The sequence below is a fragment of the Micromonospora sp. NBS 11-29 genome (assembly GCF_002140155.1).
GTDB lineage: Bacteria > Actinomycetota > Actinomycetes > Mycobacteriales > Micromonosporaceae > Micromonospora.
The window spans coordinates 125527-141734 of sequence record NZ_NAPR01000022.1 but is presented as its reverse complement, the minus strand read 5'-3'; the positions used below and the strand labels follow the sequence as shown (position 1 = coordinate 141734).

Annotated in this window: 10 protein-coding genes and 2 pseudogenes; 10 read left to right on the top strand and 2 right to left on the bottom strand. The window is 72.2% G+C overall.

The window, feature by feature from the left end; genetic code table 11:
• The 8 genes and pseudogenes from B1205_RS32285 to katG form a co-directional block, all read left to right on the top strand.
• A pseudogene (locus B1205_RS32285) lies at positions 1-237 on the top strand (hypothetical protein); the annotation flags it as partial.
• A 20-nt stretch (positions 238-257) separates the two neighbouring features.
• The gene (locus B1205_RS24295) at positions 258-1757 is read left to right on the top strand and encodes an SCO6880 family protein (RefSeq protein ID WP_089157718.1); all 1500 of its coding nucleotides are present in this window, start codon (positions 258-260) and stop codon (positions 1755-1757) included.
• Positions 1754-3514, top strand: a complete 1761-nt coding sequence (locus tag B1205_RS24290; protein WP_089157717.1) for an ATP/GTP-binding protein — start codon at positions 1754-1756, stop codon at positions 3512-3514. Before B1205_RS24295 ends, B1205_RS24290 begins: the two co-directional genes overlap by 4 nt.
• Complete coding sequence (locus B1205_RS24285; RefSeq protein ID WP_089157716.1) at positions 3511-5259, top strand: type IV secretory system conjugative DNA transfer family protein; 1749 nt, start codon at positions 3511-3513, stop codon at positions 5257-5259. The genes B1205_RS24290 and B1205_RS24285 overlap by 4 nt, the downstream gene beginning before the upstream one ends.
• A gap of 5 nt (positions 5260-5264) precedes the next feature.
• Positions 5265-6032, top strand: coding sequence for a transglycosylase SLT domain-containing protein (locus tag B1205_RS24280; protein ID WP_176308776.1), 768 nt, complete (start codon positions 5265-5267; stop codon positions 6030-6032).
• A 300-nt stretch (positions 6033-6332) separates the two neighbouring features.
• Positions 6333-7337 (top strand): glycoside hydrolase family 11 protein, encoded by a 1005-nt coding sequence (locus tag B1205_RS24275; RefSeq protein WP_089157715.1) that lies wholly within the window; start codon positions 6333-6335, stop codon positions 7335-7337.
• A 117-nt stretch (positions 7338-7454) separates the two neighbouring features.
• On the top strand, positions 7455-7883 hold the full coding sequence (locus B1205_RS24270; protein WP_089157714.1) for a Fur family transcriptional regulator: 429 nt from the start codon (positions 7455-7457) through the stop codon (positions 7881-7883).
• Between the two features lie 22 nt (positions 7884-7905).
• A complete protein-coding gene (gene katG / locus B1205_RS24265; protein ID WP_089157713.1) occupies positions 7906-10182 on the top strand; it encodes a catalase/peroxidase HPI in 2277 nt (758 codons plus the stop codon).
• A gap of 190 nt (positions 10183-10372) precedes the next feature.
• On the opposite strand, the pseudogene B1205_RS33155 reads toward katG, so the two are convergent.
• Positions 10373-10705 (bottom strand): annotated as a pseudogene (locus B1205_RS33155) (formate/nitrite transporter family protein); the annotation flags it as partial.
• Positions 10702-12357, bottom strand: coding sequence for a right-handed parallel beta-helix repeat-containing protein (locus tag B1205_RS24255; RefSeq protein WP_089157712.1), 1656 nt, complete (start codon positions 12355-12357; stop codon positions 10702-10704). The pseudogene B1205_RS33155 and the gene B1205_RS24255, both read right to left, overlap by 4 nt.
• A gap of 379 nt (positions 12358-12736) precedes the next feature.
• Here B1205_RS24255 and B1205_RS24250 point away from each other — a divergent pair, with 379 nt between their 5' ends.
• The gene (locus B1205_RS24250) at positions 12737-14953 is read left to right on the top strand and encodes a carbohydrate-binding module family 20 domain-containing protein (protein WP_089157711.1); all 2217 of its coding nucleotides are present in this window, start codon (positions 12737-12739) and stop codon (positions 14951-14953) included.
• A 189-nt stretch (positions 14954-15142) separates the two neighbouring features.
• A complete protein-coding gene (locus tag B1205_RS24245; RefSeq protein ID WP_254910163.1) occupies positions 15143-16057 on the top strand; it encodes a serine protein kinase RIO in 915 nt (304 codons plus the stop codon).
• The last annotated feature ends 151 nt before the right edge of the window (positions 16058-16208 follow it).

The following is a 16208-nucleotide window of genomic DNA, read 5'->3' as shown; positions in this document are numbered from 1 at the left end:
CCGGCGAGCGAGCCGGCGCCCACGAGCAGCCCTCCGTCCGGCAGCGATGCGGCGGGTGGTGGCGGGTCCGCCGGTGGCGGTGGGCGCCGCGCCGTGTCGACGGCCGGCCGGGTGGTCAGCGGCGCTGTCGGCGCCGCCGCCTGGACCGTCCAGAAGGGTGCCGGCGCCGTCGTCGGCACCCACCGTCATGCCGCCGGCATCGCGCGCGGCGCGCTGCCCGAATCCGACCGAGACTAGGCCGGCCCAGGAGGACGACCATGAGCACCGCGATCGACCAGATCAAGACACCCACGTACGGCAACTGGCGCCGCCCCCGCAAGGCCGGCCTCGGCTCGCTGGGCCTGATCGGGACCTTCGGCCTCTTCGGCGGTCTCGTGCTGGTCCTGCTCGCGTCCATGGTCTCGCTGGACGCGGCCCTGGTGGTGGGGCTGCCGTTCGCGTTGACGCTGGCGCCGCTGGCGATCCGCACCCAGGACGGCCGCAACGTCTTCCAGATCGCCGGCGTCCGGGTCGGCTGGCTGCGCCGCAGGTCCGCACGACAGCACCTCTACGTCTCCGGGCCGCTCTCGGGGCGGCCGGGTGGGCGGTTCCGCCCGCCGGGGCTGCTGAGCCGGGTGACCATGCTGGAGGGACGCGACCCGTACGACCGGCCGTTCGGCGTGCTGCACCACCACAACCGGCACCAGTACACGATCGTGCTGAGCTGTGAGCCCGACGGCGGTTCACTCGTCGACCCGGACCAGGTCGACACCTGGGTGGCGCTGTGGGGGGAGTGGCTGTCCCGGCTGGCCCACGAGCCGGGGCTGCGCGGCGCGTCGGTGGTGGTGGAGACCGCGCCGGACCCCGGCACCCGGCTCGCCACCGAGGTGCTGGGCCGGCTGTCCCCGGACGCGCCGCCCGCCGCCCGGGCGGTGATGGAGGAGGTGGTGCGCACCTACCCGGACGCGTCCTCGGAGATGAACACGTACCTCGCGCTCACCTACTCGGCGCCGGGTGGCGCCCGTCGCGACGACGACGCCATGCTCGCCGACCTGGCGTTGCGGTTGCCGGGGGTGCTCAACGGGCTGGTCTCCGCCGGTGGGGGGTCGGCGGAGCCGCTGTCGGCGGAGCGGATCGCCGAGGTCGTACGGGTCGCCTACGACCCGGCCGCCGCGGCCGAGGTGCTCGACGTGCGGGCCCGGCACGGCCGCACCGGGCTGGAGTGGGAGGACGCCGGGCCGGCCGCGGCGGTGGAGACGGTCACCTCGTACCAGCACGACTCCGGGGTGTCCCGGAGTTGGCTGCTGACCATGGCACCGCGCGGCGTGGTCCGCTCGGGGATCCTGCGCAGCCTGCTCGACCCGGCCGCCGGCATCCGCCGCAAGCGGGTGGCACTGGTCTACCGCCCGATCGACCCGGCGACCTCGGCCCGGATCGTCGAGTCGGACCGCCGGTCCGCCCAGTTCATGGCGAACTCGACGAAGGGCCTGGTCCGGGCGCGCGCGGTCGCGGAGATCCAGGCGGCCGAGCAGACCGCGGCGGAGGAGGCGTCCGGCGCCGGCCTGGTGGAGTTCTCCATGCTGGTGACGGTGACCGTCGACTCGGCCGCCGAGGTGCGCGACGCGAACGTGACGATGCGCAACCTGCTCGGCGCGACCCGGATCGCGATGCGACCGGCGGACCGGATGCAGGCCGCGGCGTTCACCTGCGCCCTGCCGGTCGGCATCCTGCCCTGGGAGCAGTCGATCGTTCCGCAGGACCTCCAGGAGGCGCTGTGACGACCGGGACGGACGGCGTCCGGGTGCTGGACCTCGGCGCGGGTTGGCCCCGCCGGACGTCCGGCCCGGTCACCGCGATGTCCGGCCTGGTGGTGCCGGCCGCCGACGCGCAGGACCGGGAACCCGACGAGACCGGTGAGCAGACCCCGCGGGGGTTGCGGCGGGCACGCCGCCGGCGGGCCGCGGAGGAGGCGGCGGAGCAGCGGTACCGGCGGCGGCTGGCCCGGCAGGACGACGCCGCCGCGGTGCCGCACCGGGGCGCGCCCGGCGTGGGCGGTGGCCGGGTGGCCACGCTGGACCCGCCGACCATGTGGCGGGCCACCACCGTGCAGGCGTGCGGGCTCTGGCCGTTCGCCTCCGGCTCCGGCGCCCCGATGACCGGGGTCCCGCTCGGCCAGCACATCAGCACCGGCGCGACCGTCTGCGGCGACCCGCTCAACTGGTTCACCCGGGCGCGCTACATCTCCAACCCGTCGCTGTTCATGCTCGGCATGCCCGGCCTCGGCAAGTCCACCCTGATCAACCGGATGCTGATCGGCCTGGCCGGTCAGGGCGTGGTCCCGCTGGTGCTCGGCGACCTGAAGCCCGACTACGCGGACACCGTCCGCGCGCTCGGCGGGCAGGTCGTCTCCATCGCCCGGGGCGTCGGCGGGCTCAACGTGCTGGACCCGGGCGCGATGGGCGCGGCCGCCGCGCGGATCGGTGGGCAGGCCGGTGCGGCCCTGGCCGCCGAGTCCCACGGCCGGGTGCTGAACATGGTGGCCGCGTTGCTCACCATCGTGCGCGGCGCGCCGATCAGCGACCACGAGCAGTCGGTGCTCTCCGCCTGCCTGCGCCACCTGCGCGAGCGCACCGCGCCGGGCCGGACGTGCCGGCTGCCGGACCTGTTGGCGGTGCTGGAGGAGGGGCCGCCGCAGGTACGCCAGGTCACCCTGGACCGGGGTCAGGAGTCCCGGTACCGCGACGCCGTCGACCCGCTGCACCGGTCGCTGCTCGGCATCGTGGACGGCCCGCTCGGCGACACGTTCGCGGCGGAGACGGCCACCCGGATCGATCCGGACGCCACCGCCGTCTGCGTCGACATCTCCCGCATCGGCGAGGCGGACGGCCAGTTGACCGCCGCCGCGATGCTCGCGGCCTGGTCCGACGGTCTGGGTACGGTGTCCGCCTCGCACGCGTTGGCGGACGCGGGACTGGCACCCCGGCGCTGGTTCTTCACCGTGCTGGACGAGCTGTGGCGCCCGCTGCGGGCGGCCTCCGGCATCGTCGACCGGATCGACGCGCTCACCCGTCTGAACCGCTCACTCGGCCTGGCCGACGCGAAGATCACCCACACCCTGAAGGACGCCGAGGCGCTGGGCAGCGAGGCGGACAAGGCCAAGGCGCGGGGTTTCGTCGAGCGCGCCGGCATGGTCGCCTGCGCCGGCCTGCCGAGGGCCGAGATGGAGGAGTTGGCCCGGGTGGTGGGGCTGTCCCGGCGCGAGATCGACCTGGTGTCGTCCTGGTCGTCACCGGCCGGCTGGGCCCAGGACGGCGGCAACGAGGAGCCGCCCGGCCGGGGCCGGTTCCTGATCAAGGTCGGTGGCCGGCCCGGCATCCCGATCCGGGTCGCGATCACCGACGCCGAGCGGCACCTGCACGACACGAACACCCGGTGGATCGCCAACGGCGACGCGGAGCGGATGCTCGCCGAACGGGCCGCGGTGGTGCGCGCCGTCACGGCCGGCGACCCGGCGGCCGTGACGGGGGCCCGGTGAGACGCGGCGAGGGCGGCGGCGATTACCTGGCCTGGCTGATCCCGGTGCTCGCGCTGATCAACCTCGTCGCCTTCGTCCTGCTGTGGCTCGGCGGCACGCTCGCCACCGCCCTGGGCGGGTACGGCTGGCAGCCGCCCGCCTTCTCGGTGGCGGTCTACCTGAGCCTGCTCGGCGGCGACACGGAGCAGGTCTGGCCGGGCGCACCGCCGGCTCTGGCGTACGGCGGCGCGGCCGCACTCGTCCCGCTCGCCGCCGTGCCGGTGATCGCCGCGATCCGCGCCGTCGCCCGTCGCGCGGGGGGATCGCGGAACCTGGCCCGCGCCGACGACCTGCGGGCCATGACGGGCAAGGCGGCCGAGGCGCGGGCCCGGGAACTGCGCCCCTCGCTGAAGGACGTCGCCCGCCTGCGTCCCGACGACACCGGCAACCTGCTCGGCGACCTCGCGCCCGCCGGCCCGGAGTTGCGCTCCTCGTACGAGGACGTGGAACTCGACCTGATGGCGCCGCGTGCCGGCAAGTCCACCGGCATCGCCATCCCCCGGGTGCTGCGCGCACCGGGGGCGGTGCTGCTGACCTCGAACAAGTCGGACGTCTTCACGGTCACCCGGCAGGAGCGGGCCCGGGCCGGCCGGGTGTGGACGTTCGACCCGCAGGGCATCGCGTACAGCGAGCGGGCGATGTGGTGGGACATGCTCGGCGGCTGCCGGACCATCGAGGACGCGCGGCGGCTCGCCGGTCACTTCGTCAGCTCGGTCAACGACGACTCGTCCAAGCGGGACTTCTGGATCGCGGCGGCGCAGAACACGCTGACCGCGCTCTTCCTCGCCGCCGCCCACGGCGGCGCGTCGGTGGAGGAGATGCTGGGCTGGCTCGCCGACCCGGGCGACCGTACCCCGATCGACCTGCTGCGCGACGCCAACATGGACGCCCTGGCCGACCAGCTCCAGGGCACGGTGCGCGGCGCGGTCCAGACTCGCGACGGCATCTACGAGACCGCCCGGCAGTGCGTGGCCTGCCTGCTCGACCCGGAGATCCTCGCCTGGGTCAGCCCCGACCCGGCGTACCCGGAGTTCGTCCCCGCCGAGCACGTGCTCAGCCGGGACACGCTCTACCTGCTCTCCAAGGACGGCGGCGGGTCCGCCGCCGGGGTGATCGCCGGGCTGGCGGACGCGGTGATCCGGGCCGCCGTGGTGGCCGCCGAGCGGACCGGCGGCCGGCTCGACCCGCCGATGACCGCCATCCTGGACGAGGCGGCCAACGTGTGCCGCATCGCCGACCTGCCCGACCTCTACAGCCACCTCGGCTCGCGAGGCATCAGCGTGGTGACGCTGCTGCAGAGCTACCGCCAGGGGGTACGGGTCTGGGGCGAGGCGGGGATGGACGCGCTGTGGAGCGCCGCCACGGTCAAGCTGCTGGGCGCCGGGCTGGACGACGCCGACTTCGTGGACAAGATCGCCCGGTTGGTCGGCCAGCACGACGTGCGCACCCCGAGCTGGTCGCACTCCCGCGACGGCTCCACCCGCTCGGTGTCGTACCGGCAGGAGCAGGTCCTGCCGGCGGACCGGATCCGGGCCCTGCCGAAGGGGACGGCCCTGCTGCTGGCGACCGGCGTGCGGCCCGCGGTGATCCGGTTGCGGCCCTGGTACCGGGAGCCGAACGCGGGGCCGATCGGCGCGGCGGCCCGGGCCGAGGTGCGCGCCATCAGCGAGCGGGCCGCGGCGGCCTGGCAGCGGCGGGCGGGGTGACGGCCATGGGTAAGGCGCGGGTGGCGCGCGAGGCGCAGCAGTCCCTCACCCGGTTCGGCACGACGCAGCTCACCTGGCTGCTCATCTCGGTGGTCGGGATGGTCCCGCTGGCCGCGATGGCGGCGCTGGCCCTGATCGTGCTGGTGGTCGTCATCGTGCTCAGCGGCTCGCAGATGACGTCGTACTCCCCGGACCCGGCCAGCACCCTCGGTCCGGGCGCCGGCGGCAGCGTCCTGGTCGAACTCGCCGGCGGTGACGGCCGCGGCCGGTTCGACGGGGACGCCGTGCCCGACCACGACCTGGTCGCGCCGATCCGGGCCGCCGCCCGCACCTGCGACCTGCTCACCCCCGTGATTCTCGCCGCGCAGATCGAGTACGCGTCGGACTTCGACGCGGACCGGGAGGGCCCGCAGGGCCGCCGGGGGCTCTCCCAGTTGACGCCCGACGTGTTCGACCGTTTCGGCGAGGACGACGACGACAGCGGCGAGGCCTCGGCGTTCGATCCCGAGGACTCGATCCACGCCCACGCCCGGTACTTCTGCCACCTGGCCGAGGAGACCCGGCGGATGCGCGACGACGGGAAGGTCGTCGGCGACCCGCTCACGCTGACGCTGATGGCCTGGGAGTCGGGGCCGGAGGCGGTCGAGGCGCAGGGCGGGATGCCCGTCATCGCGTTGGAGAGCTATCCCTTTCAGGTGCGCGGCCTGTTCGCCCGGTACACGGTCGGCGGGACGAGCACGTCCACCGACCCGCCGTCGCCCGAAGCGTCGTAACGTTTCCGGAAGTTTCGCCGCCGAGCTTTCGATGATACCGGCGGAGCGTGGGCGGTTGGTCCTTGCCCCCGGTTGTCGAAGCGCTTCGCCTGGTCGCTCAACAGCGGTGATGTGATCCCGACGGGCTCAGCGCGCCCGCCACCTGTTTCCATGATGTTTCCGGAAATTGTTGACACCATGAACGGTGACTTCAATACTGTGGCCATCGAACTGCCTCGATGGCGATCGATGTCGTCGGTCGACGGTGGCGCTGCCACCCGTCGGCCGCGCGCCCGCCACCACCAGGGAGGGAACACGCCCATGAACGACGCCCCCGTCCGCTCGGGCGGCCGCAGGCGCGGACGCCTCAGGATGCTCCTCGGCGGCGCCTGCGCCGTGGCGCTCGTCGCCGCCGGCACGACGGCGGTCCTGTCGGGTCCGGCCTACGCCGACCAGACCGTCACCTCGAACCAGACCGGCACCCACAACGGCTACTTCTTCTCCTTCTGGAAGGACAGTGGCAACGTCTCCATGACGATGGGGAACGGCGGCCAGTACAGCACCCAGTGGAGCGGCATCAACAACTTCGTCGCCGGCAAGGGCTGGAACCCCGGCACGGCCCGCACGGTCACCTACTCCGGCAGCTTCAACCCGTCCGGCAACGCCTACCTCACGTTGTACGGCTGGACCCACAATCCCCTGGTCGAGTACTACATCGTCGACAGCTGGGGCAGTTGGCGCCCGCCGGGCAGCGGCTACATGGGCTCGGTCAGCTCGGACGGCGGCACGTACGACATCTACCGCACCCAGCGGGTCAACGCGCCGTCGATCGAGGGCGACAACAAGACGTTCTACCAGTACTGGAGCGTCCGGCAGTCGAAGCGGGTCGGCGGCACGATCACCGCCGGGAACCACTTCAGCGCGTGGTCCCGCTACGGCATGAACCTGGGCAACCACGACTACCAGATCCTGGCCACCGAGGGCTACCAGAGCAGCGGCAACTCCAACATCACCGTCGGTGGCTCCGGCGGCACCAACCCGACCACCCCGCCGCCGAACAACGGCGGCTGCACGGTCAACGTCAGTCGAGCCGAGGACTGGAGCGACCGGTTCAACGTGACGTTCTCGGTCAGCGGCAGCAGCAACTGGACCGTCAACATCCAGACCCAGGGCGGGCAGACCCTCCAGAACAGCTGGAACGCCTCCGTCAGCGGCACCAGCGGCACGCTGACCGCACGCCCCAACGGCAACGGCAACAACTTCGGCATCACGCTCTACAAGAACGGCAACAACAACACGCCGACGGCGAGCTGCTCGGCCAGCTGAGCCGACCTGCTCCGGGTGGGGGCGCCGCGACGCGGCGCCCCCACCGTCCGCGTGTGCCGGCCGACACACCCCGGCAAAAACTTGATTGATTCCAGAAGACTGGACTATCTTCGACGGGTGACGCCCGACTTCGAGACCCAGCTCCGGGCGGTCTCGTTGCGCGTGACCCGGCCCCGGCTGGCGGTGCTCGCCGCGCTGCGGGACCATCCCCACGTCGACACCGACACCGTGATCGCGCTGGTCCGCGCGGACCAGCCCACGGTCTCCCACCAGGCGGTCTACGACGTGCTCCGGGCGCTGACCGACGCCGGCCTGGTGCGCCGCATCCAGCCGGCCGGCGCCACCGCCCGCTACGAGTCGCGGGTGGGGGACAACCACCACCACGTCGTGTGCCGCTCGTGCGGCGCGATCGCCGACGTCGAGTGCGCCGTCGGTCACGCCCCCTGTCTCACCGCCTCCGACGACCGCGGCTTCGTGGTCGACGAGGCGGAGGTCGTCTACTGGGGCACCTGCCCCGACTGCGCGACCGATCGCACCGCCCAGTGAACGCCAGTTCGGAAGGAATCAGATGAGCGACACCCAGGACAACGCGCCCGCCAGCGCCCAGGGCGTGGACGCCAAGGAGGCGGCCGGCTGCCCGGTCGCGCACGACTCGGTGACCGCGCACGGCAGCGAGAGCGAGAACCCGGCGATCGACTCGCCGACCCCGAAGACCGGCGGACGCCCGCGCACCAACCGCGACTGGTGGCCGAACCAGCTCGACCTGTCGGTGCTGCACGCCCACTCGGACAAGGGCAACCCGCTGGGCCCGGACTTCAGCTACGCCCGGGAGTTCGCCACGCTCGACGTCGAGGCGCTCAAGCGCGACATCGTCGGTGTGCTCACCACCTCGCAGGACTGGTGGCCGGCCGACTTCGGCCACTACGGCGGCCTGATGATCCGGATGAGCTGGCACGCGGCCGGCACGTACCGGATCGAGGACGGCCGCGGCGGCGCCGGCGACGGCGGCCAGCGCTTCGCCCCGCTCAACAGCTGGCCGGACAACGCCAACCTGGACAAGGCCCGCCGGCTGCTCTGGCCGGTCAAGCAGAAGTACGGCCAGAAGATCTCCTGGGCCGACCTGCTGGTGCTGGCCGGCAATGTCGCACTGGAGTCGATGGGCTTCAAGACCTTCGGCTTCGGGTTCGGCCGGCAGGACGTCTGGGAGCCCGAGGAGATCTTCTGGGGTCCGGAGGACACCTGGCTCGGCGACGAGCGCTACACCTCCGAGCAGGAGATGGCGGCCGGCGTCGGCGCGACCGAGATGGGCCTCATCTACGTCAACCCGGAGGGTCCGCGCGGCAGCGCCGACCCGCTGGCGGCGGCGCACTTCATCCGGGAGACCTTCCGCCGGATGGCGATGAACGACGAGGAGACCGTCGCGCTCATCGCCGGTGGCCACACGTTCGGCAAGACCCACGGCGCCGGCGTGGCCGACAACCACGTCGGCCCCGAGCCCGAGGGCGCCCCGCTGGAGGCGCAGGGCCTCGGCTGGCTGAGCACCCACGGCAGCGGCAAGGGCGGCGACACGATCACCAGCGGTCTGGAGGTCACCTGGACCGACCGGCCGACCGAGTGGAGCAACCGCTTCTTCGAGATCCTCTTCGGCTACGAGTGGGAGCTGACCACCAGCCCCGGTGGCGCCAAGCAGTGGGTGGCCAAGGACGCCGAGGCGATCATCCCGGACGCCCACGACCCGTCGAAGAAGCACAAGCCGACGATGCTGACGACCGACCTGTCGCTGCGCGTCGACCCGGCGTACGAGAAGATCTCGCGCCGCTTCCTGGAGCACCCGGACGAGTTCGCGCTGGCGTTCGCCAAGGCGTGGTACAAGCTGCTGCACCGCGACATGGGCCCGGTCAGCCGCTTCCTCGGCCCGTGGGTGCCGGAGGCCCAGCTCTGGCAGGACCCGGTGCCGGCCGTCGAGCACGAGCTGGTGGGTGACGCCGACGTCGCCGCCCTCAAGGCCAAGGTGCTCGACTCGGGCCTCTCCACCGCCCAGCTCGTCTCCACCGCCTGGGCCTCGGCCGCGAGCTACCGCTTCACCGACAAGCGCGGTGGCGCCAACGGCGCGCGGATCCGGCTGGAGCCGCAGCGCAACTGGGAGGTCAACCAGCCCGAGCAGCTCGCCACCGTCCTGGCGACGTTGGAGGGCATCCAGCGGGAGTTCAACGCCGCCGGCGGCGCCCAGATCTCGCTCGCCGACCTGATCGTGCTGGCCGGCTCGGCTGCGGTCGAGAAGGCCGCACGGGACGCCGGTGTCGAGGTGACCGTGCCGTTCCGGGCGGGTCGCACCGACGCCACGCAGGAGCAGACCGATGTCGAGTCGTTCCGGGTCATGGAGCCGCGTGCCGACGGGTTCCGTAACTACCTGCGGCCGGGGGAGAAGACCCAGCCGGAGGTGCTGCTCATCGACCGGGCGTACATGCTCAACCTGACCGCCCCGGAGATGACCGTCCTGGTCGGCGGCCTGCGGGCGCTGGGCAACAACGTCGGTGGCGCGTCGCACGGCGTGCTGACCGACCGGCCGGGCGTGCTCACCAACGACTTCTTCGCCAACCTGCTCTCGCCGGGCACCCGGTGGAAGGCGTCGGAGTCCGACGAGCACGTCTACGAGATCCGGGACCTCGCCACCGACCAGGTGAAGTGGACCGCCACCGCGGTCGACCTGATCTTCGGCTCCAACTCCCAGCTGCGGGCCCTCGCCGAGGTGTACGCCAGCGAGGACGCGCGCGAGAAGTTCGTGACCGACTTCGTCGCCGCGTGGACCAAGGTGATGGAGCTGGACCGGTTCGACCTGGCCTGATCGACCGCACATCGACGAGCCCCGGCCGATCCACCACGGATCGACCGGGGCTCGTCCGTTCGGTGGGCCGAGCATCCGCCGTGATCCACACCAGGTCGGGGAGAAGGCGGCATCCGGGCGCGNNNNCGGGCTGCTCGGCCCGGGCCGCGGCGAGTTCGTGCGGCACCCGGGCCAGCCGCAGGACGGTGACCAGGCCGACGCCGCCGACCAGGTTGCCCAGCACGGACCAGGCGAGGGCACCGAGCCAGTCGAGGTAGCCGAAGGACACATGACCGCTGGTCAGCGCCGCGAACATCATGATCGAGTCCAGGATGCTGTGGAAGAGTTGGCCGCCGGTGAGCAGCGCGCCGAGCAGCAGCGCCGGCACGAGGCGTACGCCGAGGCTCTCGGTGGCGTGCTGCATGCGGGTCATCAGGGTGATCACCATGCCGGCGAGCAGGGCCAGGACGAACCCCGTCACCTCCGGCTCGGACCGGTCGTCGCGCCCCGGACCGGCCCGCCCGGGGCGCCGCTGGTGTCTCATTGGTTGCCGTGGTTGCGTTCCCAGTGCCCACCCAGGGCGGGGGTGTCGGTGCGGATCCCGACCTCGTTGCCGTCGAGGTCGTTCTCCACCACCCGGCAGTTCAGGCAACTGCCGCGCTCGGTGATCCAGATGCCGGCGGTCTGGGTGCCGGAGCCGCTGTCCCGGATCAGGTTGCCCCGGATGGTGACCGAGTCGCAGGTGGCGTTCAGGGTGAGGCCGGCCCGGTCGGCCGGCGCCGCCGGCAGCTCGTAGGGCGTTCCCGGTGACGGCATGTCGGCGCTCCAGGAGCTGTCGATGCCCGGGCGGTTGGGGGCCAGGACGAGCGTGGTCTCGTCGTTGCTGGCGACCACGGCGAAGCGTCCGCCGACCCGGACGACCTTGCCCCGGTGGCCGTCCTCCGGCCAGCCGGCGTGCTGGTCGACCAGGGTGTTCTCGGTGTAGCGGACCGACTCCCCACCACCGGTGGTGGCCGGTGCGCACTGCCGGCCGTTGTTGCGCAGCCGGTTGTTGATGATGACGGCGTCCCGCAGCGGGCGGTCGAACCGGATCCCGTCGAGGCTGTTGCCCCAGATCTCGTTGCTCTCGATGACGATCTCCCCGGCGACCGCGCCGTCGTCGTCGCCGAGGTGCTCATGGTGGTAGCCGTAGCGGCCGTTGCCGGTGATCCGGTTGCCCCGCACGGTGTAGGAGCCCTGGGTGTTGCCGATGTTCACCCCGTCACGCAGGTTGCCGTCGATGAGGCAGTCGGTGAGCAGGCCGCCCCGACCCGGAACGCCGGTGGTGCCCTTCGCCGACACCTGGAAGCCGGCCTCCAGGTTGCCGACCATGGTGCAGGCGGTCACGATGAGCCCGTTGGCGCCCCAGTCGGAGATGCCGAACCGGTTCGCCTCGGCGTGGCAGCCGATGATCCGGATTCCCCGCGGTTGCGGTCGGTCGGCGTGCTGCATCTCCACGAAGATGCCGTTGGTCGCGTTGCCGACGGCGACGCAGTTGGCGACCGTCAGCCGCTCGACCGACCCCCAACCGCCGATGCCGATGCCGATGCCGGCGCCGCCCTTCTCCAGCCCGTTGTCCATCCGGCCGCACTCCAGGGCCCGGACGGTCTCGATCAGGGTGTCCTGGAGGAAGTCGCAGCCGAAGCCGGTGGCGGCGGTGTGGTGGATGAACAGATTGCGGAACAGCCCTCCGGTCACGTACTGCAACCCCAGCCCCTTGGCCAGCGGGTTGTACTCGGCGGACGCGACGCCGGAGCCGTCGATCTCGAAGTCGGTGAACGTGCAGTAGGCCAGGCTGCGCTCCGGGCTCGCCCCGTGCAGCTGGACGGTGTGGAAGGCCAGCGGGACCGGTTGGGCCCGGTTGCCCTCGTTGCTCAGCACGAAGCGGGTCGCCCCTGGCCCGGCGCCCATCAGCGACACCCCGCTGCGCCAGGCGGTGCCGGCATCGCGGATCGAGTAGACCCCGGGCGGGCAGTAGATCACCCGTACCCGGCCGTCCGCCGCGTAGGCGTCGCCGAGCCGGTCCACGAGCGTGGCCAGGGCCGGCTGGTCGTTGGTCGTGCCGTCGCCGGTCAGCCCGTGGTCCCGCGCGTCGCAGAGCAGCGGCGCGCCGGCCACGGCGTAGCGGCGGACGCCGAAGCCGCCCGGACCTCGCACGGCGCCTCCCCCTCCGGTCGCGTCGGCCGGACCCGACGCCGGTCACCGGGTGGCCGCAGCCTCACCGTCACCGTACGTGACTGACGGGCGCGGCCAGCGGTGAAATGACTGGTGCAACCGTTGGAAGTCTTGCTCGGAAGTTACGAGCCGGATGCCGATGCGTCAAGGTGTCCCGTTTGACGGGTGACCAGGTTCGGGCGGCCACGAAGACATCTTCGCAGGTCATTCGGCGAGGGATGCAGCCGTGTTGCCGGCGGGTTGCGAAAAGTTTGCCGCAAGGTCTTGCAAAGACTTTCATGCATCCCGCATCGTGTTCGCTACCCGGACGGCCGTCCACCCCCACGCACCCTTTCCCGAAGTCGGAAGAGGTTCCCCTGCCATGGAATCCGTCAGGCCACACCCCGGTGGCCGCGCCGCCCGCCTGTTGCTCGCCGCCGCGCTGGTCGCATCCGGCGGCGCGGCGGCCGTCACCGCTGCCACCACCACCGCCACCCCCGCCCGCGCCGCCGCCGTGCTCAACGACAGCGAGGTGACGGCGAACCTCTGGGAATGGAACTGGACCTCGGTCGCCGCCGCCTGCACCGACCATCTCGGCCCCGCCGGGTACGGCGCGGTGCAGGTGGCGCCGCCGCAGGAGTCGGTCAGCCTGCCCACCAGCGCCGACGGCGCCCACCCCTGGTACGAGGTGTACCAGCCGGTGTCGTACAAGCTGGACAGCCGGTTCGGCAACCGGCAGCAGTTCGCCGCCATGGTCACCGCCTGTCACGCCGCCGGCGTGCGGGTCTACGTCGACGCGGTGGTCAACCACATGGCCGGAACCAACAACCCGGCCGGCACCCGTGGGTACGCCGGCACCACGTTCTCCGGCTACGACTACCCGGCGGTGCCCTACGGCAGCGGGGACTTCCACCGCCCCGGCGACAACTGCCCGACCACCGGCGGCATCACCGACTGGAACAACGAGGCCCAGGTCACCAGCTGCGAACTGCTCTCCCTCTCCGACCTCTACACGGAGAAGGAGGCCGTGCGGAACAGGATCGCCGGGTATCTCAACGACCTGATCGGCCTCGGCGTCGACGGCTTCCGGGTGGACGCGGTCAAGCACGTCCGCAAGGACGACTTCGCGGCGATCCTCGGCAAGCTGAACAACACCGTCGCCGAGGGCAGGCGACCGTACGTCGCCCAGGAGATCTTCGACGGCGCCGGCAACCCGGCGTTGCAGGCCCGGGCGTACGTCGGCAACGGTGACGTGCTCGACTTCGCGTACGCCAAGGGCATCCGCTCGGCGTTCCAGGGCAGCGTCTCGACGCTGGCGAACGTCGCGAGCTGGAACCTCGACGCCCCGAGCGCCAACGTCTTCGCCATGGTGACCAACCACGACCTGGAGCGCGACGGTGTCGTGCTGTCCTACAAGGACGGCGCCGACTACGTGCTCGCCACCTACTTCGCGCTGGCCTACCCGCACGGCAAGCCGTCGGTCTACGACAGCTTCACCTGGTCCAACCGCAACCAGTCCCCGCCGAGCGACGGGACCGGCCGGGTCACCGACACGGTCTGCGGCGCGGCCTGGAACTGCCTGTCCCGGAGCACCGGCGTCAAGGGCATGGTCGGCTGGGCCAACGCGGCCCGACCGGTGAAAACCGTCGCGGACTTCACCGCCGTGAACAGCAACGTGATCGGCTTCCACCGGGGTGACCGGGCCTGGATCGGCATCAACGACTCCGGCGCGGCCACCACCGCCACGTTCACCACCGGGCTCGCCGACGGCCGCTACTGCGACGTCATCACCGGTGGCGCCACCGGTGGCGGCTGCACCGGCGGCACGGTGACCGTCGCCGGCGGCCGGGCCACCGTGACCGTCCCGGCCCACGGCGCGGTCGCGCTCCACGTCGGTGCCCGCCCCGGCGCGAGCCCGTCGCCCACCGCGTCGCCGACCGCATCGCCCACCGCATCGCCGACCGCGTCTCCGACGGCCGGCCCGACCGGCAGCCCCACCGACCGGGTCGCCACCACGTTCACCGTCGCCGCGACCACGGCCGCGGGCCAGGGCGTGTACGTCGTCGGCAGCGTGCCCGGGCTGGGCTCGTGGACGCCGGCCAACGGCGTCAAGCTGATCGCGCAGGGCGGTGGCGCCTACCGCGCGACCGTCGACCTGCCCCGGTCGACCACGGTGGAGTACAAGTTCGTCAAGATCACCGCAGCCGGCGCGGTCACCTGGGAGTCCGGCGCGAACCGGAGCTTCACCACGCCGGCCGCCGGCACGTACGCGGTGAGCGAGACGTTCCGCGGCGACACCGTCTCGACGGCGGTCGCCTCGACGTTCGCGGTCACCGCGACCACCACCTACGGCCAGAACGTCTTCCTGGTCGGCAACGTCGCGGCGCTGGGCGGGTGGAACCCGGCGAACGCGGTCGCGCTCTCCTCGGCCACCTATCCGGTCTGGCGGGCCACGGTCGACCTGCCGCCGAACACCGCGATCGAGTACAAGTACGTGAAGAAGAACCCGGACGGCACGGTGAGCTGGGAGTCCGGCGCGAACCGGAGCTTCACCACCCCGGCCGGCGGCACCCGCACCGCCACCGACACCTGGCGCTGACGGCCAGCCGGGAGCTGNGCCCGGGGCTGGAGGCCAAGTCGGTTGCGGCGGCGGGGTGAGGTCTGGAAGAGTGGACGTCGTTCGAGTCCGAGGCTTCTTGTCGAGATGAGGAGGTTTGCAAACCATGGACGTTCGTGTCCGTCGTCATGTCCGGGTTCAAGGAACCTTCTTCTCCAAGGAGACGCTCGAGTGGAGCGCAAACCTCACCGTCCGCGGGGCGTACGCCGTGGCCCCCACGAGGCCGTCGACGACGCTTCCAACTACGTAAAGTGGGAACGGCCCAGGCGTGCCCTGAGCGAGGCGCCTGACCTTCCCGAGACCGGTGACCGCTGGTCGACCTGGGACGGCGCCGTCCAGGGCCCGCTGCCGCGCCCCGATTGGGTGCGCACCGAATACCGCGCGGTCGACACCGAGCTGGGCATCCTGAAGACCGGCAAGGAAGCCGACGTCTTCCTGGTCCGGCGCGAGATCCCCGGCACCGATCAGATCAGCATGCTCGCGGCCAAGCGGTACCGCGACGGCGACCACCGGCTCTTCCACCGCGACGCGGGTTACCTCGACGGGCGCCGGGTGCGCCGGTCCCGCGAGATGCGGGCGATGGCCAACCGCTCGAACTTCGGCAAGGAGCTCATCGCCGGCGAGTGGGCGGCGGCCGAGTTCGGCGCGCTGTCCCGGCTCTGGCAGGTGGGCCAGGAGAGCGGCACGATCTCGGTGCCCTATCCGGTGCAGCTCATCGGCACCGAGCTGATGCTGGAGTTCATCGGCGACTGGGAGACCGGCGAGGCCGCGCCGCGGCTGGCGCAGGCACGCCCCGACCCGGACGGGCTCGTGGACCTGTGGCGGCAGATGACCGACGCGCTCAGCGTGATGGCCCGGGCCCAGGTGGCCCACGGTGACCTCTCGGCGTACAACACGCTGGTGCACGGCGACCGCCTGGTGGTCATCGACATGCCGCAGATCGTCGACCTGATCGCCAACCCCCGGGGCGTGGAGTTCCTCGCCCGGGACGTCCGCAACGTGGCGTCCTGGTTCATCTCGCGGGGGTTGCAGGTGGACGTGGACGAGCTTGTCGAGCGCCTGTCGTACGAGGCGGGGCTGCGGTGAGGCAGCACGACCGGCGGGTCGCGTCGCCGTCGCACCGGTGAGCGACTACGGCGAGTGGGCGGTTCTCCGGACGGTCGTGGTCACCCGCGACCGTCTGGGTGAACCGTTGACGACGGACGAGCTGACGCGTTCGGTGATGGTCGACCGGTCG